The sequence below is a fragment of the Klebsiella sp. RHBSTW-00215 genome (assembly GCF_014103785.1).
Lineage (GTDB): Bacteria > Pseudomonadota > Gammaproteobacteria > Enterobacterales > Enterobacteriaceae > Klebsiella.
Genome location: NZ_JABXQS010000001.1, coordinates 1638365 through 1661071, shown reverse-complemented (window position 1 = coordinate 1661071; position 22707 = coordinate 1638365). Strand labels below are relative to the sequence as shown.

Here is a 22707-nt window from a genome sequence, read left to right as displayed (position 1 = left end):
CTCTTATTGCCGTCAATACCTAAAAAAACTTATTCTCCTCGCATCAAGTCATACGAAAAAACAGTTCAGAGGAATATATCATGCGTGGAAAAATCGCTTTAGAAGAACACGTTTCAACACCTAAAAATAACAGCCTTTGGGATTCTACCGGGGAAGCGGCAAGAAATGGCTCTGATTATATGAAAGACGTTGAGCGTCGTTTATTAGATCGCAGCTACCAGCTTGACGAAATGGCTCAACGTAATATTGATCACGTTATTTTGTCATTAACTTCACCTGGCGCGCAGTCTATTCTTAATAAAGCCGAGGCGGTTTCCTTCGCTCGTGAAACTAACGACTATATTGTCGAAAGCTATGTGAAACCCAATCCAGATAAATTCAGCGCTTTTGCTACCCTGGCATTGCAAAACCCGGAAGCCGCTGCTGAAGAACTGGAGCGTGCGGTTAAAAAACTCGGCATGAAAGGCGCACTGATTAACGGTTACACCAACGTTCAGGATAGCGAACATGGCCTGTACCTGGATGATGAATCCATGCTGGTATTTTGGGATAAAGTGAACGAGCTTAACGTCCCGGTTTACCTGCATCCTCGTGAACCTCTGGAAGGCCCGGCACGCGGGATCTACACTGGCTATGAAAGCCTGATCGGCTCAGCCTGGGGTTTTGCCCAGGAAACCGCAGTTCACGCTATTCGCCTGATGATGAGCGGCCTGTTTGACCGTTATCCTAATCTGAATCTGGTGCTGGGGCATTTAGGTGAAGGCCTGGTTCACATGCTGCCGCGTACTCAGCATCGTCTCTACCGTCAGCGCTTCGGTTGCGGTTTGGGTAAAGCGGAAAAACCGTTAATGCACTATTTGCAGAATAACTTCATCGTCACCACCAGCGGTCACTTCAATACCTATTCTCTGCAAAATGCGCTGGATATTATGGGCCCGGATCGCGTGATGTTCTCTGTCGATTATCCGTACGAAGATATCCACCAAGCCTGCGATTGGTTTGATCCGCTGGAAATGGAGACGGAACTGAAAAATAAAATCGCCTGGGGCAACGCCAGCCGCGTATTCAATATTAAATAATTAAGCATGATTATGATAAAGGGGCCTGCAATCAGGCCCTTTTATTTATCCGCCACACAAAAAGGAGGAGATGCTATGCCAGTGGGTATTTTTGTTTGCAGCGGCTCACTGCTTGTCGGTGCAATTTTCGGTGCCACTCTCAACCGATTTATTCCTGAGCATTTAAAAAAGACCTTACCTTTAATTGCCGGATTAATTTCGATCAGCATGGGCGTATTTTTCCTCAACAAACTGGTAAACCTTCCGCCCATCGCCCTGGCGGTCATTGTCGGCACCATTATTGGTAGCCTGGCGCATATTGAAAAACATATCGAAAACGCAGGCGTTAAGCTGCGCGGCCCGATTGAGAAAATATTCCCCACCAAAGGGGATGCAGGCATCAATGCAGAGGATTTTACTAATCAATTTATCGGCGTACTGATTTTGTTCTGCGCCAGCGGCACCGGTATTTTCGGTGCCTTAAAGGAAGGTATGACCGGAGATGCAACAATACTGTTTACAAAATCTATCCTCGACTTCTTCACCGCCGCGATTTTTGCCTCCGCACTCGGCTACATTATCGCCGTCATCTTTGTGCCTCAGCTTATTGTCTTCGTTATTCTCTTTTTTGCCGCCAGTTTTATCATGACGATGATTAATCCCTCGATGGTGGCCGATTTTACGGCCTGCGGGGGCATCATCATGCTGGCGACAGGTTTTCGGCTCTGCGGAATTCGCGCCTTTCCTACGGCGAATATGCTGCCATCGCTAATCCTGGTAATGCCCTTCTCCGCCGTGTGGCAGCAATTCGTCGCTTGAAAGCTAATAACACCAGCATCGCCCGGATGCTGGTATCATCTTTCCAGACTGTGCCTACAGTGCCTATGTCCGCAACGACTGAAGCTTTACTCTGAAATCAAAATTAAAGTAGTTACTCAGGCAAAACGCGGTGCCGTACTCAAGCACCTCCCCATGAGCGTTACGGCTTTTCAGCGTAATTTTCATCAACGGTACTCCTTGGGGTAAATCGAGCAAATTCAGCTCTTCACCCGAAGGGATATGCACCGTCAGAGAGTAATCCTGAAGATCGGGAAAAATATTGTTTTCAGCCCAGTGGACATACAGAGAGCCTTCGAGTAAATCCGGGCGAGGCAAAAAACGTTCAGGAATAAACATGGTTTCGATGGAAACCGGAAGGGCGTCAACTAAACGCACGCGTTTTATTTTCGCCACCCGATCTCCGACCGGGATCTCCAGTTCGCGAGCCAGAATATCGTCCGCCGCCAATTTTTCCCTCACCAACCACCGGTTGGACACCGTCCCTGAATTTTGTAGCTGAGCAGAAAATCCGCCGCTGGCAAGATTATAACTTACCGGCAGATTCACCTCGGTGCCTTTCCCGTGGCGCTTAATAACCAAGCCGGCTTCCAGTAGCGCCTCCAGCGCTTTAACCACCGTCACACGCGATAGCTCAAGAGCCTGAGACATTTTGCGTTCAGAGGGCAAAATACTGCCATGAACCAGTAACCGATCTGCTATTGCAGCTTCAATAGCCTGTTTTAATTGAATATAAAGCGGCGCAGGCGCCTCAGCATTCAGGCGACCTTTTATATACTCAAACAGCGGTTGCGACATAATTTAGTGGCCTTAAGGGATTAAGCAGCAGTGGATTTATCATAGTGGATCCATACTGGAATCTATAGCCCCATCATAACGCCCCTCCGCGCTCTCCCAGATCCTAATTTGCTATCAGAATGCGCTATCGATCACAGAGTGATTATAAAGGACTTTAACTGGACTTAATCTGGATCTATTTTTAGTACAACTTTTATTCACCTCTTGCCGGGAGTCGTCGATGACTGATATTCGCCCTACCTATACCGCCGAACGCCGTATCCTTGGCTGTCTTTATGGGCAAGCCGTGGGTGATGCAATGGGAATGCCTTCCGAGCTGTGGCCTAAACGTCGAATCATCAACCATTTTGGTTGGATTGAACGTTTCCTTCCCGGACCGAAAGAGAATATTGCGGCCAGTGAATTTAGCGCCGCAGAGTTTACCGATGACACGCATCAATGCATCGCTTTGATGGATGCGCTCAATGAAACCAACGGCGTCACCGATCCACTTGCTATCGCCAGACATATACTGCTGTGGGCCAGACGCTATGAGGCATTTGAGAAGAATATTCTCGGCCCGACTTCGAAAGCTTCCCTGCTCGCGCTCGAGCAGGGGCAGGTGCTGGATGAGATAGTGGCCAACGGCGTGACCAACGGTGCAGCAATGCGCGTGGCGCCGATGGGCTGTCTACTACCAACCAGGGACAGAACATTTTTCATTGAGCAAGTACGGCTATCCTGCCTCCCGACGCACAAATCAGATATCGCGATTGCCGGCGCGGTGGTGATTGCCTGGGCCATCAGCCGCGCCATTGAAGATGCCGGGTGGCCGTTAATCAAAACCGAGCTGGCATCACTCGCAAATGAAACCCAGCGCCATTATGAGTCCACTTTTAGTCCACTTCTCGGGAATCGTATTCACTTAGCGTTAGATATGATGACCAAAGAGACTGACCACCTGACAGGCATTGAACGTATTTACGAAGATATCGGTGCCGGCATGGATATTATCGAATCCGTCCCGGCAGCAATTGCGCTTGTCGAACTGTCAGGAACGCAGCCCATGAAATGCGCCATGCTTGCGGCAAATTTAGGCGGCGACACCGACACCATTGGTGCGATGGCAACGGCTATCTGCGGCGCGCTTCATGGTATAGAAGCTTTCCCTGAAGAACATATACAACAGATTAATCAGGCCAACGGCATCGACTTCGCGCCTTACGCACAGCGGCTTGCAGGCTACCGCTTCGCATAATTCACAGAGGGCATCAATATGGACAACAAAGCTTCATACGATGGCAATATCCAAACGGCGGATCCCGGAATGGCGGAGTTGGGGATCGGTCTGGTTCCCCCGATTCACCAAAACCAAAAGCCGGTACAGCTCTTTTTCGTCTGGTGCGCGGCGAATATTGGCATTCTTGGGGTTGTTTACGGTGCAGTTATTGTGTCGTTCGGTCTCTCATTCTGGCAGTCAATTCTTGCTGCCATCGCAGGAGTCGCCTCCTTTGCGCTGGTCGGCGTCACCAGCATCGCCGGAAAAATTGGACGTACCACAACGTTGACACTTTCCCGCGTCATATTTGGCAAACGCGGTAATATCGCGCCCACCAGCTTTTGCTGGGTGAACCTGATGGGCTGGGAATCGGTCAATATCATTACCGGCACGCTCACTCTCGTCGCGCTGTTTGCCGCCATGGGTTTTGAAGAGAGCCTGACGACCACTGCGCTATCGCTTTTCCTGTTTGGCGGATTGACCGTGCTGGTCAGCGTACTCGGCCAAAATGCCGTGCTGATGATGCAAAAATGGATCACCCGAATCTTTGGTGCCATGACGCTACTGGTAGTGATTTATCTGCTGTTCACCGCGGACTGGCAGGCCATCCTCGCCCTGCCTTCAGGCAGTTGGCTGACCGGTTTTCTCCCGGCAGTCTCTATTATCGCCGCAGGCACCGGCATCAGTTGGGCTATTGCCGGTGCCGACTATAGTCGGGATCAGCGTCCTGATTCCGGTGAAAAGAGCATTTTTCTCGCCGTTGTTAGCGGCGCCGCCCTTCCCTTACTACTGCTGATGCTCACCGGGATACTGCTTACCGCCCAAATCCCTGATTTGGCGTCCAGCGAAAATCCAATTTCCGCGATCGGCAAACTACTGCCTTCCTGGATGGCAATCCCCTATCTTGCCGCGGCTACCGCCGGGGTCGTGACCATCGCTGTGTTGAGCCTCTATTCCGCTAGCCTTAATCTGTTAAGCATGGGGATTAAGCTACAGCAGCGTTCCGCCGTGGCCATCGATGCCGTATTGGTTCTGGGGATCGCGCTCTACGTGCTGTTTGTCTCGAAAGATTTTCTCGGGCCGTTTATTGCGTTTCTGATTTTCTGCGGCGTATTTCTGGCCGCCTGGGCCGCCATTTTCATCATCGATTTCTACCGGATCCGCCGCCATGCCGGATATTCGGAAGCTGACTTATTCAGGGAAAGCGGCGCGAACCGAACCGCGCTGGGCTGCTGGATTGTCGGCGCGTTGGCGGGATTGATGGTATCCAAAACCGGGTTTATCGATGGGCCTTTCGCGGTCGGGATTTTCGCGGACTCAAGCCTGGGATTATTCGTTTCTTTTATTCTGAGCCTGGTGCTGTATCTCGTGTTCGGAGCCAGAAAGGGGGCTTGCCGTGACAATAACTGCTGACCGGCTATCGCCCCAGCGGCCGATAGTGGTTATCGGCGCTGCTTTTGGCGACCTTATTCTCCACCTCGATACGCTACCGCAAAGCGGTAGCGATGTCTCCGCCAGCGATGGTGGGCGGCAGATTGGCGGCTGCGCGTTTAACGTCGCACGCGCGCTCGCACGCCTCGGCCTGGCCCCGGTTAACGCCATCCCGGTGGGTAATGGCGACTGGGGGCAAGCCGTTGCGCAAAAAATGGCGCAGGAAAGTTTACCGGTTCTCTTGCGCCATCCCACCCACGATAACGGCTGGTGTCTGGCCCTCGTAGAGGCCAACAAAGAGCGGACGTTTATCACCGTTGAGGGCTGCGAGCAGCACTGGAGCACCGAGCTGTTGGCGCAAATCCCGCAGCCGAAGGACGCGATTATTTACGTCTCAGGCTACGAGCTGGCCAGCGAAATGCTGCGCCAGTGGATTCTGGGCCTTACGGAAGATAAAACGCTGTTTGTCGATTTTGGCCCTCGCCTGTGCGATATGGATATTGATTTTATTCAGGCATTGTTGCGCAAACGTCCCATACTCACCCTAAATCGCGACGAACTCAGCGCGCTAAGCGCACGTTTATACCACCAGGAGAACGCCACGCTTGAGTCAGCTTCTCGACTCGTCAGCGACTGGCAGCTGCGGGCGATTTGTCGGTTTGATAAGGATGGCGCGTGGGTAGTTGAACCCAACGCAGGGCCGCAGCATATCCCAGCCTGCCGCGTGGAAGTTCACGATACAATTGCCGCAGGAGACAGCCACTGTGCGGGAACGATTGCCGGGCTGGCCTGCGGGATGAATCTGAGTCAGGCGACGCTGCTGGGCAATGAGGTGGCAGCTATCGTTGTCAGCAGGCCAGGCTCAGACGGCGCTCCCACTCGTCAGGAGCTACGCCAGTTCCAGCTTCGGCAGGAAAACGATCGCTAACTGCTATTTACGCGCCTTCGCCAGCATCTCCCGGATGTTGGCGACGTTCGCCTGGCCTTTATGCATCCTCTCTTCCGCCGAGATAACCTTGCGCTCCTGCTCCCAAATCAGGTCGTCCTGCGGCAGCTCCAGCAGGAAGCGGCTCGGCTCCGGACGTACTAGCTCACCGTATTGTCGGCGTTCCCGACATAGCGTAAAGGTCAGTTCTTTCTGTGCTCGCGTGATGCCAACGTAAGCAAGGCGTCGTTCCTCATCGACGTTGTCTTCGTCAATGCTACTTTGATGGGGAAGCAACCCCTCTTCCATGCCGACCAGATAAACATACGGAAACTCCAGCCCCTTTGAGGCATGAAGCGTCATCAGCTGAACCTGATCCGTCTCTTCATCAGACTCCCCTCGTTCCATCATATCGCGCAGCGTGAAGCGGGTGACAACCTGAGTGAGCGTCATCGGCTCATCGATTTCGCTCCCTTCCAGCATTTCGGTCATCCAGGTAAAGAGCATATTGACGTTTTTCATCCGCATTTCGGCGGCTTTCGGGCTGGGTGAGGTCTCGTAGAGCCAGGATTCATAATCCACCCCGCGGATCAGGTCGCGGACGGCGACAATCGGCTCACGCTCTGAGAGCTGTTGGATCTCCCGCAGCCAGTGGGTGAAGCGGGTCAGCGACTCATAGCCGCGCCCGGTTAGCGTCTGGTTCAGTCCCATATCGAAGCTGGCGGTAAACATACTTTTGTTACGCCCCATAGCCCACTCGCCCAATTTTTGCAGGGTCGCCGAACCAATTTCACGCTTTGGCGTATTAACGATACGCAGGAAAGCGCTGTCGTCGTCCGGATTGGTCAACACGCGTAGATAAGCCAGAAGGTCTTTAATTTCCGGGCGGGAGAAAAACGACGTGCCGCCGGAAATTTTGTACGGGATGCGGTTTTGCATCAGCATCTTTTCAAAAACCCGCGACTGATGGTTGCCGCGATAAAGGATCGCATAGTCCTTGTATTCGGTTTTATTAATAAAGTGATGGGCGATCAGTTCACCGGCTACGCGTTCAGCTTCATGTTCTTCATTATTGGCGGAAAGTACCTTCAGTTCCACACCATAGCCCAGCTCGGAAAACAGGCGTTTCTCAAAGACATGCGGGTTATTGGCAATCAAGATGTTGGCCGCCTTCAGGATACGCCCGGAAGAGCGGTAGTTCTGCTCCAGCTTAATCACCTGCAGCGCCGGGAAATCCTGACTGAGCAGAACCAGGTTCTGCGGCCGCGCGCCACGCCAGGAGTAGATCGACTGATCGTCGTCACCCACCACGGTAAAGCGCGCCCGTTGTCCCACCAGCAATTTCACCAGTTCATATTGGCTGGTGTTGGTATCCTGATATTCATCCACCAGCAGATAGCGAATCTTGTTCTGCCAGCGTTCACGCACTTCTTCATTGCGCTGCAACAACAGCGTTGGCAGCAGGATAAGATCGTCAAAATCCAGTACGTTGCAGGCTTTCATATGCGCATCGTACAAGCTATAACAGTGGGCAAAGATCCGATCCCGTTCACCTTTCGCATTTGCAGCAGCCTGTGAAGGGGTTTGCAGATCGTTTTTCCAGTTTGAGATCGTCGAGATCAGCTGCTGGAACACCACTTTGTCATCTTCGATCCGTCCTTCAGTAAGATCTTTTAACAATGCTACCTGGTCAGTATCGTCGAACAACGAGAAGTTAGATTTCATCCCTAACGCCGCGTACTCGCGCTTAATAATATCCAGTCCCAGCGTATGGAAAGTGGAGATCATCAAACCACGGGCTTCTTTACGCCCCAACGTTTGCCCGACGCGCTCTTTCATCTCTCGCGCCGCCTTGTTGGTAAAAGTCACCGCTGCAATATGGCGTGCTTGATAGCCGCAGCCGCGGATCAGGTGGGCGATTTTATTGGTAATAACGCGGGTCTTACCGGAACCGGCACCCGCCAGCACCAGGCACGGTCCGGTAACGAATTCGACGGCTTGTTGTTGGCCAGGGTTTAAACGCATGGGAATATTGCTCAATCTTCGAACGGGGTGAGGATTGTAGCAGAAAGAGAGGCGGAGAGAGCAACAGGCTACCCTTTCAGGCAGCCTGTAATCTGTAAATCAGGAAGCCGTCCCGGCAAGCGGCGTGTAACCGTTGCGCTGCGCACTTTTGATCCAACTGTAGGATCCCATCACTGCAATCGCCGTCAGCAGGACGTACTCGAGCGACATGGCGTAAACGCCCTGCACCGCGTAGATAACCACGCTAATCACGTCGATAAGCACCCACAGCAGCCAGTTTTCCACGTATTTACGCGTCATCAGCACCATCGCCGCAATGGACAACACCAGCATCGTGGAGTCCCAGAACGGGAACGCGTCAGGCTGCAATTCCGGCATCGCAACCTGCATGCCGGTCATTTGCAGCAGGGCGATCATGATACGGGTTAACGTCGCAAACACCGGATCTATAAACTGCGTCATCAGCACAATCGCTACCACGCAGACGCCGCCCAACATTAACGTCTGCTGCCGGGAGAGCCAGCGTACCTTCAACGCGGCTTCTTTCTCATCATTCTGACGGCTCCACGCATACCAGCCGTAAATATTGGCGGCGAAGAAAAACACCTGCAACAGCAGGCTGGCGTAGAGCTGAATCTGGAAAAAAATCGCCGCAAACAGGGTGACGTTAATCAGGCCAAATAGATAGTTGATAATTTTTTCCCGGCTGGCGCACCAGATGCACAACAGGCCAAACACGGTACCGATGGCTTCAATCCACGATAGCGCATAGCCGCCTTCGCCGAGAGGAATGTCGACCATCACATTGTTAATGCTAAAAAAGTCCATCACTGACCCCCTTGCTGGCTATCGGAATAAATGGCGCGCAGCGCCAAAGTAATTTGTCGTTCTTCGCCCTGTTGGCACAGCGTTTCCTGCTGGACATAATCATTGATACTGCTGTCCAGGCAACCGTTGTGGGCAACAACTACGTTGAGTAATGAGGCGGTTCGTAGCCCGCGTAATGCACCGATAGTCATTAAAGCGGCGCTTTCCATATCCGCACCCAGAATACCGCGCGCCGACCACTGTACATCCAGTTCTGCTTCGCGGTCGGTATAAAAACTGTCATGGCTACGCACCAGACCGCAAACGGCGGGGATATTCATTTTAAGTGACTGCGCCATCAGTTCCCAGGTAAGCCGCGGGTCGGCGCAGGCCGGGTAACCCGCTGGCGCATAGGTTCGACTGGTGCCGTCATCCATAACCGCAGCATGAGCGATAATCACATCGCCGAGCGCAAGGTTATCCTGCAATGCCCCACAGCTTCCGATGCGAATTAAGGTGGTCACGCCAATCTGGCGTAGCTCTTCAATGGCGATAGCCGTGGATGGCCCGCCGATGCCAGTGGAGACGACCAGAATTTCAATGCCCTGATACCAGCCTCGCGCGGCGCGAAACTCCCGGTTCTGGCCCAGCAACTCCGGGTTATCAAGAAAACTGACAATGCGATCCACCCGCTGCGGATCCCCCGGCAACAGCGCATACCGCGCACCTGTCATTTCTCTGCTCAATTGAATATGGGGTTGCAGCGCCATTCTCCCGTCTCCTTAACTCTTTGCTGTTATCCGATATCAGCCTCCTGCTTTAATTTTTCAGGGGCTAATATCACGATGCGTTCGCCATCGGTATCAATAATCTGTAGCGTTTTCAGGTCGTGCAAAATACGGTTAATACTGCGGGTGGTTGCCGCAAATTCCTGGCTGAGATTCTGCTTATCGAGCAAGATTTCTCGCGCACCGCTCTGTTGGTAGCGCTGCCATAATGCCTGGCACATCCGCTGATGCAGCGAGTAGAGGTTGTCGCTACTGGCCTTTTTCGACAGCTGGTAATATTGCTGGCTAAAAAAGCGCAGCATCCGCTGGTTAAAATGGTTATCTAACGCCAGCCAACGGCAAAAATGCTCCTGCGACAAGCTCAGCAGCTGTACATGGCCAACTGCGACAACCGAGCAGATGTACTGGCGCGACTCGAAGATTTCGAGTTCACCCAGCATGTCGCCCTTACCATAGCGAGCCTGCTGGTAACGACGCCCATCTTCCGCCTCATAAAAGACATCGACCTCACCGGCGATAATCAGCGAAAAACGCTGGCATACTTCACCCTGTCGACAGATAAACGTGCCGCGCGGAATTTCTTCAAAGCGCCAACGCTGCATAATTTCCAGTGGGCAATATTTCAGTAATTCATACAGCTGTGGATCGCCAACAATCTCGCTAAGCCCGGCAAGCCAGGCGACTGAAAACTCAGCTTTTTTCATTGCATCCATGTTATCTCTCTCCACGACGGGAAGGACAGGACGGTTGTCCTGGGCAAGAAGGAATATACCGGGTAAAAATGTCGCTCATCTCCCGCTTCCATTAACCAGGCGGGACATCTGTCCTGGGATGGCGAAGAGTATATGTCCAGGCCCAGGACGGGTGGTAAAGTAACGGCACATCTTTGAGAAGTGAGAACAAAATAATGGCAAAGAGCGCAGCAGCCCTGCACATCCTGGTAAAAGACGAAAAGCTGGCGCAGGAGATCCTTACGAAGCTGGAGCGCGGCGTGAGTTTTGATCACCTGGCAAAGCGTTATTCAAAGTGCCCATCCGGCCGCAACGGCGGCGATCTTGGTGAGTTTAATCAAGGGGTAATGGTCGGGCCGTTTGATAAAGCCGTCTTCAGTTGCCCGCTGCTGAAGCCTTACGGGCCGGTCAAAACCAAGTTCGGCTACCACATCATTAAGGTGCTATATCGACGCTAGCCCATGCTACTATTGCGCCCTGATTCATCCCCATTCAATCAAGGCGCGATCATGGCTAAAACAGCGGCAGCAATGCACATCCTGGTTAAAGAAGAGAAACTGGCCCTCGACCTGCTGGAGCAGATTAAAAACGGCGGCGATTTCGAGAAACTGGCGAAGAAACACTCTACTTGCCCTTCAGGCAAAAAAGGCGGCCACTTAGGTGAATTCAAACAGGGCCAGATGGTTCCTGCGTTTGATAAAGTCGTGTTCTCCTGCCCGGAGCTGGAACCTACCGGCCCACTGCACACCCAGTTCGGCTATCACATCATCAAAGTGCTGTACCGCAAATAACCAGTTTGGCCCTTTTCTTTCGTAAAGGGCCAATATCTGACATGTTAGTTATGCGAAAAAATTCCCACTCCTCATAACGAACACTGACTTTTTCTGCAATGGCCGAACCATCATCACATCCAATTCTCAAATCTGACATGTCAAAAACATTCATGCCTCTCACTTTTTTGTGATTAAAATCACACTATAAAGCATTTTTATCGCCATTTTTCGTGATCTAAACGTCAATTTATTACGCTCTCTGTCGTCATATAAAAAATGAGTGATATCTTATGTAACATGTCAGATTGAGTAGTGTTGTCTCAACTGACTAAAACAGCGGCGTCTCTATGAAGACAAACCCGGGACTCCATGCCATGGTGTGGAGACGCGCACCAGACCTTATGACTTTATTCAGGAAACACGTGTTATGAGTCATTCAATACAACAACAGTCCCTGGATGCGAAAAATGATTTAGAAAAAATCATCGTAACAAAAACGACCAGGAAACTTGTTCCACTGATGGTATTGATGTACATCGTGGCGTATATAGATCGTCAGAATATTAGTTTTGCTAAATTACAAATGGTAGATAGCCTCGGATGGAGTGAAGCGGCTTTTGGACTCGGCGCATCACTTTTTTTCATCGGTTATTTAGTTTTCAGCGTTCCCGGAAATTTAATATTATCAAAAGTCGGTGCTAAGCGCTGGTTCACTATTAGCTTGTTGTCATGGGGAGTCATTACCATGGCGCTGGCGTGGACCGAAAAAATGTCAACGTTTTACGCCTTACGTTTCATTCTTGGCGTTGCCGAAGCCAGCTTTTATCCTGGGTTAATTTACTACTCCACTAAATGGTTCCCTTTAAAGTATCGACCACGTATTGTCGGTTATTTAGTCACGGCAAGTATGGTCGCAAATATGATTGGCGCCCCAATTAATGGCTCTCTGCTTAGTATGCATGGTTTTATGGGACTGGAAGGATGGCAATGGTTATTTCTGGCAACCGGAGTGCTGGCGCTTCTGCTGATTGCCCCGGTGCTGCTTTGGTTCCCACAAGGCCCGGAGCAGGCTCGCTTCTTAAACAAAGAAGAGAAAAGCTGGTTAATTAAAAAACTGGCGGCCGAACAGGATGCCAACACCGATAAATCGGTCAATAGTTTAGGTAAGTCACTAACCGACTGGCGCGTGCTGGCCCTGGCGCTGGTATACGGATTCATCTGTTTTGGCGCCTACGGTATCAGTTACTGGATGCCGACTATCGTTAAAACGTTCGGTGCCACCGATATGATGAATGGCTTAGTGAACATGATCCCGTGGGCAATGGTTATCGTGATGCTACGCTGGATAACCAGTAAACCAGAACGCACCGAGAACCCTTATATTAATGTTGCATTACCTATGTTCACCGCCGCAATATGCCTGCTGCTCTCGGTCTGGACATTCTCACAGCCGATTATTAGCTTCATCTGTATTTGCGGTGTTGTATTATCAGTATTTGCGATTCAACCTTGCTTCTGGAATTTAACTAAGTTTCTTTCAGGCGCAACTGCGGCAGCAGGCATTGCTATTATTAACTCACTGGCAAACCTGGGCGGATTTTTCGCGCAAAATACTATTCCTCTGGTACGCGATTTAGAAAAAAGTGACTCTGCCCCAATGTTATATTTGAGCGCAGTTATGCTTATCGGCGGCATTGTTACAATATTAATTATTCGCTGGTTAAAGAACATCGCCATCAGGGACGCTAAACCCGTCACGCTGTAATTACATAAAGTCTGAAAAATACTCACTAATTTCACACTCTATTTCAGGGTGCGGCGAACTACAGCCATAAAAATTAAATCCTTAATTTTATAATTAAGCGTGGTAGATATTATGAAGAAGATAGTTGTTATTGAGCCCGGATATTTAAATTACTCCGCAGAAGAAAGTATTTTACGCGAGTGGGACCCGAAGTTTGTTGTCGTTCCGGCAAATGCCTCTCAGGAAGAGAAGTTGCGCCAGGTAAGCGATGCTGATGCCGTCATGGTCCGGGAAGCAACCGTCAGTCGCCCCATGATTGAAGCGATGCTTCAGTGCCGCATCATCGTGCGCTACGGCGTCGGCGTAGACAATATCGATAGCCAGGCGGCAAGAGAGAAAGGAATCTATGTCGCCAACGTTCCGGATTATGGGTCTGAAGACGTTGCCGAGCACGCTCTGGCGCTGCTCCTTGCCGCAACGCGCCGCATCGCCACCCGCAATCGCGACGTTCGCGATGGCCAGTGGGGAGTTGGTCAACGCGAACCTATGTTCCGTCTGGCAGGAAAAACGCTCGGCGTCATCGGATTTGGTCGTATCTCCCGCTGCTTTGTGCAAAAAGCATCCGGGATCGGCTTTAAGCGCATTCTGGTTGTCGATCCGCTGCTTACCGATGAGCAGGCGTTACTGGCTGGCGTGACCCGGGTCAGTCTCGACACGCTGTGCCATGAAGCGGATTTCATCTCCCTTCACGCACCATTAACCCCGGACACCCATCACCTTATTGGTGAGGCCGAACTGGCAAAAATGAAGCCCAGCGTCATTCTGGTCAATACCTCGCGCGGCGGGCTTATCGATGAACAGGCGCTGATCAACGCCTTGCTGCAACAACGTATTTTCGCCGCCGGACTCGATGTTTTTGAATCCGAACCCCTCAGTGCAAAAAGTCCATTACTACAAATGGATAACACCCTATGCACGGACCACACAGCCTGGTTTACCGAAGAGTCGGTGATCGAGCTGCAAAGTAAAGCCGCACATGAAGTACGTCGGGCATTTGAAGGCCAACAGCCGCTTAACTGGGTTAACCCATAGATCCGTATTCGTTATAAAAAGAGGAAGTGTTATGTACAGCAAAGAGATTATCGACGGTTTTCGCGCCATTTATTCCACCGCTTCTGTCGCTGATGCCTGCGATCAGATCCTCGGCAAGACTATGTTCCTGCCTTTTGAAATCAAAAACCGCATCAACGACAAAAAAATCGTTGGTCCGGCCGTCACTATTTATGAAGACGTCACTGACGAAAAAGTACCGCCGCAGCATGCGCTGGACGCGATTGATGAATCAGCCAGCGGTTCGGTCATCGTCATTACTGGCAACCCATCACTGGAAACCGTTGCCGTCTGGGGCGGGTTAATGACCGCCGGGGCTGTTGCCAATAAACATGAGGCCGCAGTGTTGAACGGCGGCGTCCGTGACCTGGCGGAGATCCGTCGTGATTACGATTTCCCGGTTTACGCAAAAACCGTAACCCCAGGCACTACGCTTGGTCGTTTCAAGACCATTTCAGCCAACCAGCCCGTCACCATCGGCGATGTCACGGTGAATCCAGGGGATTTGATCGTCGGGGATATCGACGGCGTGGTGTGCATACCGCAGGCGGTCGCTGCCGAAGTCTTAGCGCTGGCGCAATCCATTGACAGCCGCGAGCTGGAACAAGCCAAACTGATTATTCAGTCCGGTTCTCTGCGTGAAGGCCTGGCGAAATACGGCCGGATCTAATCAACCCGACGCCATCAGCCAAACCAGCTGATGGCGTACCCGGACTATCACATGGAGAACGCAATGAAGCAGTTCGATATTCTTTCATTTGGTGAACCCCTTTTTGAATTCAATCAACTTCCCACGGAGCGCTCTGAGCAGCATTATCTTAGCGGATTTGGCGGTGACACCTCGAATTTCGCCATCAGCGCAGCGCGACAAGGTGCTCAGGTTGCCATGTTAACCCGCCTCGGTGACGACGTATTTGGTCAGAATTTCAGGGCATTATGGGACGAAGAAAAGGTCGATCATCAATGGGTTGGCGCGCATAAAACAGCCCCGACGGGTATCTATTTTATTTCGCACAACGAACGGGGCCACCACTTTACCTTTTATCGTAAAGGCTCTGCGGCCTCGACGATGACTGTCGATGATATCAATGAGTCCGCGATTGCTGCCGCACGCTTATTTCACAGCTCAGCCATTACCCACGCCATTGGTAATAATGTCAGCGATGCGCTTTTTCACGCGATTGAATTATGCAAAAAACACCAAACGCTGATTTCCTTCGACACCAATCTGCGGCTCAAACTGTGGCCATTAGCCCGCGCCCGCGCCATCATTCATGAAACGATCCGTCATGTAGATTACTGCATGCCCAGCCTTGATGAAGCCCGTCTGCTCACAGGGAAACACCATGCAGATGAAATTACGGATTTCTATCTCCAGCTTGGAGCAAAGAATGTGGTGTTAAAAATGGGCGCGGAAGGCGCGATGTTCGCCAATGAGAACCGGCGGGTCATCTACTCAGGCCATAAAGTCGCCACCGTCGATGCTACCGGAGCCGGGGACTGTTTCTCTGGCGCTTTCCTTTATCGCATTATCAAAGGCGATTCGCCGGAAGATGCGCTGTGCTACGCCAATGCCGCCGCTGCGCTCACGACAACCGGTTATGGTGCCGTCGCGCCCATTCCTCGCCAGCCACAAGTTGAAGTATTGATCCAGCAAACTCAATCACAGTAATCTCCGCCGCGCCTGCCAGCGCGGCACATTTTCTCACGGTGTGCCAGCGGCAACTTGTTGCCATATATCATTTTCCCATTCCCGCAAATCTGTTATACAGTCACCTCTATTGCTGGCCGCAAACGGCCGCTCACCGAGTTAACATGCCGGAATTTTCAATCAATATGACAACGGACTTACTCAAAGACGTTATTTATCGTCGTATCAGAGATATGATCATTAACGGCACATTACCGATGGGCTGCAAAATATCTGAATCAGCCCTGGCGACGCGTTTATCTTCCACTAAAGCGCCGGTACGCGACGCTTTGAGACGTCTGCAAAGCGAGGGGCTGGTACATATCCGCCCGAAAAGCGGAACTTTTGTTTTCAATCTGAGCGATATTGAGTTCAATGGGTTGCTGGAGTTTCGTTATTTTGTCGAGGCAAAAGCGCTGAGGCTGTCCCTGCATCGCAATCAGCGCCAGCTGGTACAAGCATTATCTTCCTATCTCGACCACATGACGTTTTGTCTGGAAAATAATTCCACGCATGAATATATTCGCCTCGATAATCTGTTCCACGAGGCGTTATTCACCTATTGCGGCAATGCCTATTTACAGCAATCCTACGTGCTTATTTCCGCGCAGATGGCGACAATTCGTAATTACCTTGGCAGCAATGACGAACATATGCATCGCTCCCATCAACAACATGTCGCAATCATTCAGGCCATCCAGGATGCGGATGCTGAAAAAGCGCTCCAGGCATTACAGGAACATATCCTTCCAGAAAAAGGCGCGTATTGGGGACAATTCGGCTAATACCGCGAACAGATTGACCGAACGCGGTATTGGTAATTAAACCTTATTTATGCGGCTGAAGAATCTTCTGCGCTTCGTGTTTCATCACATGTGTGCTGACGGCAGCCTGGAAAACTTTAAACATCAGGCCGTTAATCAGCGTGGTGAGGGTAATAACGATAAACGCCGTCATTACCCAGTCAATCAGCGCAAAGCCGCTGTTCAGCAGCGCCGGGTGATATACCGCCATCCCGCCAAACACTACCCAGTGGCTCAGGCAGTAGAAGCAGTGAAATAGATGCCCCATCAGCGCGTTCTTCTTCGTCGTCCATTCACGAAACGCAGCAAACAGCTCAGTCTGCGTCACCGTCATCGAAATACTGCTCGCCGCCATCGCAATCATCAGGCAGGTGGTTAAGGTTTCAATCATGGTCGTGGCCTTTGTCGTTGAAGTAGCTGATAAATTCGCTGCCAATATCCTGCAACGTCAGGCGCTTAAAGCGATCGAGGATTAGCGTCTGCGCGTCGGCGAGCGTCTCTGACATCACCCGGTTTACCCCCTGTTCCACCAGGCACTGCGGGTTTTCACTGCGGTTGCCAAGCGCAAACAGCGCCGGTTCGCCGAGCGCCATATAGATGTCGTAAAGCGTAATGTCACTGACCGGTCGGCAGAGCCGCCAGCCGCCGTGGTGCCCCTTCGTGGCACAGACAATATTGTTTTCCCTGAGTCCGGCAAGCAATTTGCGGATGAACGCCGGATTGCCGTCAATAAAAGAGGCCATCTGTTCCGAGGTCAGGGGCTTATCCATCTGCTCCAGGTGAAGCAAGATGTGCAGCGTGGCTGAGAATGAGTTGTTTATTTTCATGTAACTTACAATATTACATAAGATAGGTGTGAGCAATCCCAGAAAGGATAATCTGTACAAATAAAAGCTATCTACATGATAACCAGATGAATTTATATGATAAGAGTGTGGATTCAGAGATCCCGTCAAACGCAGATAAAAAAACGGCCCGGTAGCGAGGCGCTAACCGGGCCGGATGATAACGAGGTTTTATTAGCCAGCGACGGCAATGCGTTTCATATCGGTCATATAGCCGCGCAGTTTCTGGCCTACTTCTTCAATCGCATGGCTACGAATGGCTTCATTCACATCACGCAGTTGGGCGTTGTCCACAGCGCCTTCAGCAATCGCTTTGCCCAGGTCGCCGGTCTGCAGCGTGGTCATGAACTCTTTCAGCAGCGGTACGCAAGCGTAAGAGAACAGGTAGTTGCCGTATTCTGCGGTATCAGAGATAACTACGTTCATTTCGTACAGACGCTTACGGGCGATGGTGTTGGCGATCAGCGGCAGCTCGTGCAGTGATTCGTAGTAAGCCGACTCTTCGATGATGCCGGAATCAACCATGGTTTCGAATGCCAGCTCAACGCCCGCTTTCACCATCGCGATCATCAGGACACCTTTATCAAAGTACTCCTGCTCGCCGATTTTACCGTCGAACTGGGCAGCGGTTTCGAACGCGGTTTTACCGGTCTCTTCACGCCAGGTCAGCAGTTTCTTATCGTCGTTGGCCCAGTCAGCCATCATACCGGAGGAGAATTCACCGGAGATGATATCGTCCATGTGTTTCTGGAACAGCGGCGCCATGATCTCTTTCAGCTGTTCAGACAGCGCGTAAGCACGCAGCTTAGCCGGGTTGGACAGACGGTCCATCATCAGGGTGATGCCGCCCTGCTTCAGCGCTTCGGTGATGGTTTCCCAGCCGAACTGAATCAGTTTTTCAGCATATGCCGGGTCAGTACCTTCTTCCACCAGCTTATCGAAGCACAGCAGAGAACCGGCCTGCAGCATACCGCACAGGATAGTCTGCTCGCCCATCAGGTCAGATTTCACTTCCGCGACGAAAGAGGATTCCAGTACGCCCGCACGGTGACCGCCGGTTGCAGCAGCCCAGGCTTTGGCAATCGCCATACCTTCGCCTTTCGGGTCGTTTTCCGGGTGAACCGCGATCAGCGTCGGCACACCAAAACCACGTTTGTACTCTTCACGTACTTCGGTACCCGGGCACTTCGGAGCAACCATCACTACGGTGATGTCTTTACGGATCTGCTCGCCCACTTCCACGACGTTGAAACCGTGAGAGTAACCCAGCGCCGCGCCGTCTTTCATCAGCGGCTGAACAGAACGCACAACGTCGGAGTGCTGTTTATCTGGAGTCAGGTTAACCACCAGATCTGCCTGCGGAACCAGCTCTTCGTAGGTACCGACTTTAAAGCCGTTTTCAGTCGCTTTACGCCAGGAAGCGCGCTTCTCGGCAATCGCTTCTTTACGCAGGGCGTAAGAGATATCCAGACCGGAGTCACGCATGTTCAGGCCCTGGTTCAGGCCCTGAGCGCCACAGCCGACGATGACCACTTTTTTACCCTGAAGGTAGCTCGCGCCGTCGGCGAATTCGTCGCGGCCCATAAAGCGACATTTACCCAGCTGTGCCAGCTGCTGGCGCAGATTCAGTGTATTAAAGTAGTTAGCCATGATGGTGTACTCCGTGATGTTGTGTGTCGTGCTTATTGTTCGGTTCGCTTATGCGAGAATGAACCCACTATATGACAGGAAATTTATTGCGGAAATTGATATATTCACAACGTCACGTTGCAATTTATGCAATGTAAAAACGTGGAGTACGAGCCGTGGATTTACGCGATCTAAAAACCTTTCTGCATCTGGCGGAAAGCCGTCATTTTGGCCGCAGCGCGCGGGCGATGCACGTCAGCCCCTCTACGCTTTCCCGGCAAATTCAACGTCTGGAAGAGGATCTCGGTCAGGCGCTGTTTATTCGCGATAACCGCACGGTAACGCTCACCGAAGCGGGCGAAGAACTACGCGTCTTTGCCCAACAGACGCTGTTGCAGTATCAGCAATTACGCCACACCATCGATCAGCAAGGGCCGTCGCTCTCGGGCGAGCTACATATTTTCTGCTCGGTGACCGCCGCCTATAGCCATCTGCCGCCCATTCTCGACCGTTTTCGCGCCGAACACCCGTCGGTGGAGATTAAGCTCACCACCGGCGATGCCGCCGACGCGATGGAAAAAGTGGTCACCGGAGAAGCGGACCTTGCGATTGCCGGTAAGCCGGAGACGCTGCCCGGCGCAGTGGCGTTCTCCATGCTGGAAAATCTGGCGGTGGTACTGATCGCCCCGGCGTTACCCTGCCCGGTGCGCAATCAGGTCTCCGCCGACGACCCCGACTGGTCAACGGTGCCGTTTATCATGGCCGACCAGGGGCCAGTACGCCGCCGCATTGAGCTGTGGTTTCGCCGTAATAAAATCAGCAATCCGTCAATTTATGCCACGGTCGGTGGTCACGAGGCGATGGTGTCGATGGTGGCGTTGGGCTGCGGCGTGGCGCTGCTGCCTGAAGTGGTGCTGGAAAACAGCCCGGAACCGGTACGCAACCGCGTGATGATTTTAGAGCGTAGCGATGAGAAAACGCCGTTTGAACTGGGCGTCTGCGCGCCCAAAAAGCGGCTGCATGAGCCGCTGATTGATGCCTTCTGGAAGATTGTGCTGGAGAGAAAAATCGAAGAAGGAAAATGACTTTTACAAATCAGCCGGATCGATTTGCTTCATCGTCTCTACCGTCATCAACCACTGATACAGCGGTTCCAACTGACGGAATCCGTCTGCCAGCAAGGTGACCAAATCGGCATGGAACAATTTTTCGACATCGTTATCGGTGACCATGGCGGCAAAAGATTTGCGGTGGTACCAGTCTGAAATAGTTGGTTCGAGATCTTTTACCAACAGCCGCTTATAGCTTTCCCCGACCAGTTCAAACGGAGCCCGGCAACATTCGGCGACGTCCAGAAACTGCTTAGGGCGCTGCTTTAAAGTATGACGGAACAGGTCCATGGTTGGCTTGCTGGCGCTGTAATACCCTAACCCATAGCGCAACGTATCCGGACTGATTTCAAAGAAATACGCTGGGGCATCCGTCCAGTTTTTCGCAGAACGCTTAAAGGTCAGCCACATCCGGCTACGATAAAGGGATTTGTCATGCGAAAAACGGGTATCACGATGAACGCGTGATAAGGTTTTGCCGATTGCGGAGCGGGTTTCCAGCAGTGGGTCAATTTCCAGCATCGCAGGTGCTAAATCATCCACCAGCGCGCGAAACGGCGTAAGGACACTGCGATCGTAAATAAAACGGTGCTCTTCAAACCACGTTTTATCATTTTCAATCCGCACCTGTTGAAGAAAATCGAGCCCTTCTTGTGCAAATCCCTGGAAGCGTCCTGCCATCTGTTTGCCCTTTTAGCGAGAAGATGATTAGCGCATTATCGCACCCGTTCATACACTGTCTACGCAATTCAGAAAGATGACCGAAAAGCCAATACCTCGTTTTCCGGCCATCATAAGGACTAACCCGCCAGGAAAAAGCGGAACGCTGGGTTATTACTCTCATCGTGACAGTCGTAGCCCAGCTCATGCAACCGGCTTTCAAAATCAGGCTCATGATCGGCAAGCTCGAATGCCGCCAGCACGCGACCATAATCGGTTCCGTGGCTGCGATAGTGGAACAGAGAAATATTCCAGTGGGTACCCAGCGTATGCAGGAACTTCAGCAAAGCACCGGGGGATTCCGGAAACTCGAAGCTAAACAGACGTTCTTGCAGAGGTTGCGACGGACGTCCGCCCACCATGTAGCGTACATGAAGCTTGGCCATTTCATCGTCGGAGAGATCCACCACGCTGTAGCCGCCATCGTGCAGCAGATTGAGGATTTCCTGGCGTTCTTCCAGACCGCGGCTCAGACGCACACCGACAAAAATGCAGGCGTTTTTCGCATCGGCGAAACGGTAGTTGAACTCGGTAACCGAACGCCCACCCAGCAGTTGGCAGAATTTGAGGAAGCTGCCCTTCTCTTCCGGAATAGTCACCGCCAGTAGCGCTTCGCGTTGCTCACCCAGCTCGCAACGCTCGGAAACGTAGCGCAGGCCGTGGAAGTTAACGTTCGCACCGGAAAGCACGTGCGCCAGGCGTTCACCGCGAATATTGTGCTGAGCGATATATTTTTTCATCCCCGCCAGCGCCAGCGCGCCGGAAGGCTCTGCCACAGCACGCACGTCTTCAAACAGGTCTTTCATCGCCGCGCAGATCGCATCGCTATCGACGGTAATGATGTCGTCGAGATACTCCCGGCAAACGCGAAAAGTTTCATCGCCAATGCGTTTTACCGCCACACCTTCAGCAAACAGCCCGACGCGGGGCAAATCGACCGGATGGCCCGCGTCCAGTGCGGCTTTCAGGCAGGCAGAGTCTTCTGCTTCAACTGCAATCACTTTGATTTGCGGCATCAGCTGTTTGATCAGCACCGCTACGCCTGCCGCCAGGCCGCCGCCGCCGACCGGCACAAATACCCGATCGATATGAGCATCCTGCTGCAGTAGCTCCAGCGCCAACGTCCCCTGCCCGGCGATCACCATCGGATGATCGAACGGCGGTACCCAAGTGAACCCCTGCTGCTGCGACAGCTCAATGGCTTTGGCTTTCGCTTCATCGAAGTTAGCACCGTGTAGCAGTACTTCTCCGCCGAAACCGCGAACGGCATCGACTTTGATATCCGCAGTTGCGGTTGGCATGACGATCAGCGCCTTCACCCCCAGACGAGAAGCTGAGAAAGCGACGCCCTGAGCATGATTGCCCGCCGAAGCGGTAATTACGCCATGAGATTTCTGATCTTCAGTCAGCCCCGCCATCATCGCGTAAGCGCCACGCAACTTGAAGCTATGTACCGGCTGACGGTCTTCGCGCTTCACCAGAATCACGTTATCGAGGCGCGACGACAGCTTGTCCATTTTTTGCAGCGGCGTAACCTGCACCGCTTCATAGACCGGTGCGCGTAGCACCGCTCTGAGATATTCCGCCCCCTCAGGGGCGGCGGATAGGGGTTGTGACTCGGCCATC

23 protein-coding genes are annotated in these 22707 nt (G+C 52.1%); 13 read left to right on the top strand and 10 right to left on the bottom strand.

Annotated elements, in window-relative coordinates:
• Positions 1 to 80: 80 nt before the first annotated feature.
• Positions 81 to 1079 (top strand): amidohydrolase family protein, encoded by a 999-nt coding sequence (locus HV127_RS07930; RefSeq protein ID WP_182235544.1) that lies wholly within the window; start codon positions 81 to 83, stop codon positions 1077 to 1079.
• Between the two features lie 75 nt (positions 1080 to 1154).
• Entirely contained in the window at positions 1155 to 1877 is a 723-nt protein-coding gene (locus HV127_RS07925) for a DUF554 domain-containing protein (protein ID WP_182240591.1), read from the top strand.
• A gap of 63 nt (positions 1878 to 1940) precedes the next feature.
• On the opposite strand, the gene HV127_RS07920 is transcribed toward HV127_RS07925, so the two are convergent.
• On the bottom strand, positions 1941 to 2693 hold the full coding sequence (locus HV127_RS07920) for a GntR family transcriptional regulator (RefSeq protein WP_182235543.1): 753 nt from the start codon (positions 2691 to 2693) through the stop codon (positions 1941 to 1943).
• Positions 2694 to 2913: 220 nt separating this feature from the next.
• On the opposite strand from HV127_RS07920, the gene HV127_RS07915 reads away from it, so the two are divergent.
• Genes HV127_RS07915 through HV127_RS07905 form a run of 3 tightly spaced genes read left to right on the top strand, consistent with a single transcriptional unit; the run spans position 2914 to position 6310 of the window.
• The gene (locus HV127_RS07915; protein WP_182235542.1) at positions 2914 to 3930 is read left to right on the top strand and encodes an ADP-ribosylglycohydrolase family protein; all 1017 of its coding nucleotides are present in this window, start codon (positions 2914 to 2916) and stop codon (positions 3928 to 3930) included.
• A gap of 18 nt (positions 3931 to 3948) precedes the next feature.
• The gene (locus HV127_RS07910) at positions 3949 to 5364 is read left to right on the top strand and encodes a cytosine permease (protein WP_182235541.1); all 1416 of its coding nucleotides are present in this window, start codon (positions 3949 to 3951) and stop codon (positions 5362 to 5364) included.
• On the top strand, positions 5348 to 6310 hold the full coding sequence (locus HV127_RS07905; protein ID WP_182235540.1) for a PfkB family carbohydrate kinase: 963 nt from the start codon (positions 5348 to 5350) through the stop codon (positions 6308 to 6310). The genes HV127_RS07910 and HV127_RS07905 overlap by 17 nt, the downstream gene beginning before the upstream one ends.
• A 3-nt stretch (positions 6311 to 6313) precedes the next feature.
• Here HV127_RS07905 and rep read toward each other — a convergent pair whose 3' ends face one another.
• From rep to HV127_RS07885, 4 genes are all read right to left on the bottom strand, one after another.
• The gene (rep, locus tag HV127_RS07900; protein ID WP_182235539.1) at positions 6314 to 8332 is read right to left on the bottom strand and encodes a DNA helicase Rep; all 2019 of its coding nucleotides are present in this window, start codon (positions 8330 to 8332) and stop codon (positions 6314 to 6316) included.
• Positions 8333 to 8431: 99 nt separating this feature from the next.
• On the bottom strand, positions 8432 to 9160 hold the full coding sequence (gene pnuC / locus HV127_RS07895; RefSeq protein ID WP_182235538.1) for a nicotinamide riboside transporter PnuC: 729 nt from the start codon (positions 9158 to 9160) through the stop codon (positions 8432 to 8434).
• Positions 9160 to 9909 (bottom strand): nucleoside phosphorylase, encoded by a 750-nt coding sequence (locus HV127_RS07890; protein WP_182235537.1) that lies wholly within the window; start codon positions 9907 to 9909, stop codon positions 9160 to 9162. The genes pnuC and HV127_RS07890 overlap by 1 nt, the downstream gene beginning before the upstream one ends.
• Before the next feature lie 26 nt (positions 9910 to 9935).
• Complete coding sequence (locus HV127_RS07885) at positions 9936 to 10640, bottom strand: Crp/Fnr family transcriptional regulator (RefSeq protein ID WP_182235536.1); 705 nt, start codon at positions 10638 to 10640, stop codon at positions 9936 to 9938.
• Positions 10641 to 10834: 194 nt separating this feature from the next.
• Here HV127_RS07885 and ppiC (HV127_RS07880) point away from each other — a divergent pair, with 194 nt between their 5' ends.
• The 7 genes from ppiC (HV127_RS07880) (at position 10835) to HV127_RS07850 (ending at position 16760) form a co-directional block, all read left to right on the top strand.
• Entirely contained in the window at positions 10835 to 11116 is a 282-nt protein-coding gene (gene ppiC / locus HV127_RS07880; RefSeq protein WP_110276899.1) for a peptidylprolyl isomerase PpiC, read from the top strand.
• 51 nt (positions 11117 to 11167) lie between these two features.
• Entirely contained in the window at positions 11168 to 11449 is a 282-nt protein-coding gene (gene ppiC, locus HV127_RS07875) for a peptidylprolyl isomerase PpiC (protein WP_110276900.1), read from the top strand.
• A gap of 409 nt (positions 11450 to 11858) precedes the next feature.
• Positions 11859 to 13196, top strand: coding sequence for an MFS transporter (locus tag HV127_RS07870; RefSeq protein WP_182235535.1), 1338 nt, complete (start codon positions 11859 to 11861; stop codon positions 13194 to 13196).
• Positions 13197 to 13307: 111 nt separating this feature from the next.
• The gene (locus tag HV127_RS07865; RefSeq protein ID WP_182235534.1) at positions 13308 to 14267 is read left to right on the top strand and encodes a C-terminal binding protein; all 960 of its coding nucleotides are present in this window, start codon (positions 13308 to 13310) and stop codon (positions 14265 to 14267) included.
• A gap of 31 nt (positions 14268 to 14298) precedes the next feature.
• A complete protein-coding gene (locus tag HV127_RS07860) occupies positions 14299 to 14955 on the top strand; it encodes an RraA family protein (RefSeq protein WP_182235533.1) in 657 nt (218 codons plus the stop codon).
• Between the two features lie 63 nt (positions 14956 to 15018).
• Positions 15019 to 15957: a sugar kinase gene (locus HV127_RS07855; protein WP_182235532.1), complete on the top strand. Its 939-nt coding sequence runs from the start codon at positions 15019 to 15021 to the stop codon at positions 15955 to 15957.
• Positions 15958 to 16100: 143 nt separating this feature from the next.
• Positions 16101 to 16760, top strand: a complete 660-nt coding sequence (locus tag HV127_RS07850) for a GntR family transcriptional regulator (protein WP_001314254.1) — start codon at positions 16101 to 16103, stop codon at positions 16758 to 16760.
• Between the two features lie 43 nt (positions 16761 to 16803).
• On the opposite strand, the gene HV127_RS07845 is transcribed toward HV127_RS07850, so the two are convergent.
• The 3 genes from HV127_RS07845 to ilvC all read right to left on the bottom strand — a co-directional run bounded on the left by HV127_RS07845 (position 16804) and on the right by ilvC (position 19273).
• Positions 16804 to 17169 carry a DUF1360 domain-containing protein gene (locus HV127_RS07845; RefSeq protein WP_182235531.1) on the bottom strand — a complete coding sequence of 122 codons (366 nt, stop codon included), beginning with the start codon at positions 17167 to 17169 and terminating at the stop codon, positions 16804 to 16806.
• The gene (locus tag HV127_RS07840; protein WP_182235530.1) at positions 17162 to 17605 is read right to left on the bottom strand and encodes an Rrf2 family transcriptional regulator; all 444 of its coding nucleotides are present in this window, start codon (positions 17603 to 17605) and stop codon (positions 17162 to 17164) included. The genes HV127_RS07845 and HV127_RS07840 overlap by 8 nt, the downstream gene beginning before the upstream one ends.
• Positions 17606 to 17797: 192 nt before the next feature.
• Positions 17798 to 19273 carry a ketol-acid reductoisomerase gene (ilvC, locus tag HV127_RS07835; RefSeq protein WP_181484179.1) on the bottom strand — a complete coding sequence of 492 codons (1476 nt, stop codon included), beginning with the start codon at positions 19271 to 19273 and terminating at the stop codon, positions 17798 to 17800.
• A gap of 155 nt (positions 19274 to 19428) precedes the next feature.
• On the opposite strand from ilvC, the gene ilvY reads away from it, so the two are divergent.
• Positions 19429 to 20337, top strand: coding sequence for an HTH-type transcriptional activator IlvY (gene ilvY, locus HV127_RS07830; RefSeq protein WP_182235529.1), 909 nt, complete (start codon positions 19429 to 19431; stop codon positions 20335 to 20337).
• A gap of 3 nt (positions 20338 to 20340) precedes the next feature.
• Here ilvY and HV127_RS07825 read toward each other — a convergent pair whose 3' ends face one another.
• Positions 20341 to 21042: a DUF2461 domain-containing protein gene (locus HV127_RS07825; RefSeq protein ID WP_182235528.1), complete on the bottom strand. Its 702-nt coding sequence runs from the start codon at positions 21040 to 21042 to the stop codon at positions 20341 to 20343.
• 119 nt (positions 21043 to 21161) lie between these two features.
• Positions 21162 to 22706 carry a threonine ammonia-lyase, biosynthetic gene (gene ilvA / locus HV127_RS07820; protein WP_182240588.1) on the bottom strand — a complete coding sequence of 515 codons (1545 nt, stop codon included), beginning with the start codon at positions 22704 to 22706 and terminating at the stop codon, positions 21162 to 21164.
• Position 22707: the final 1 nt, after the last annotated feature.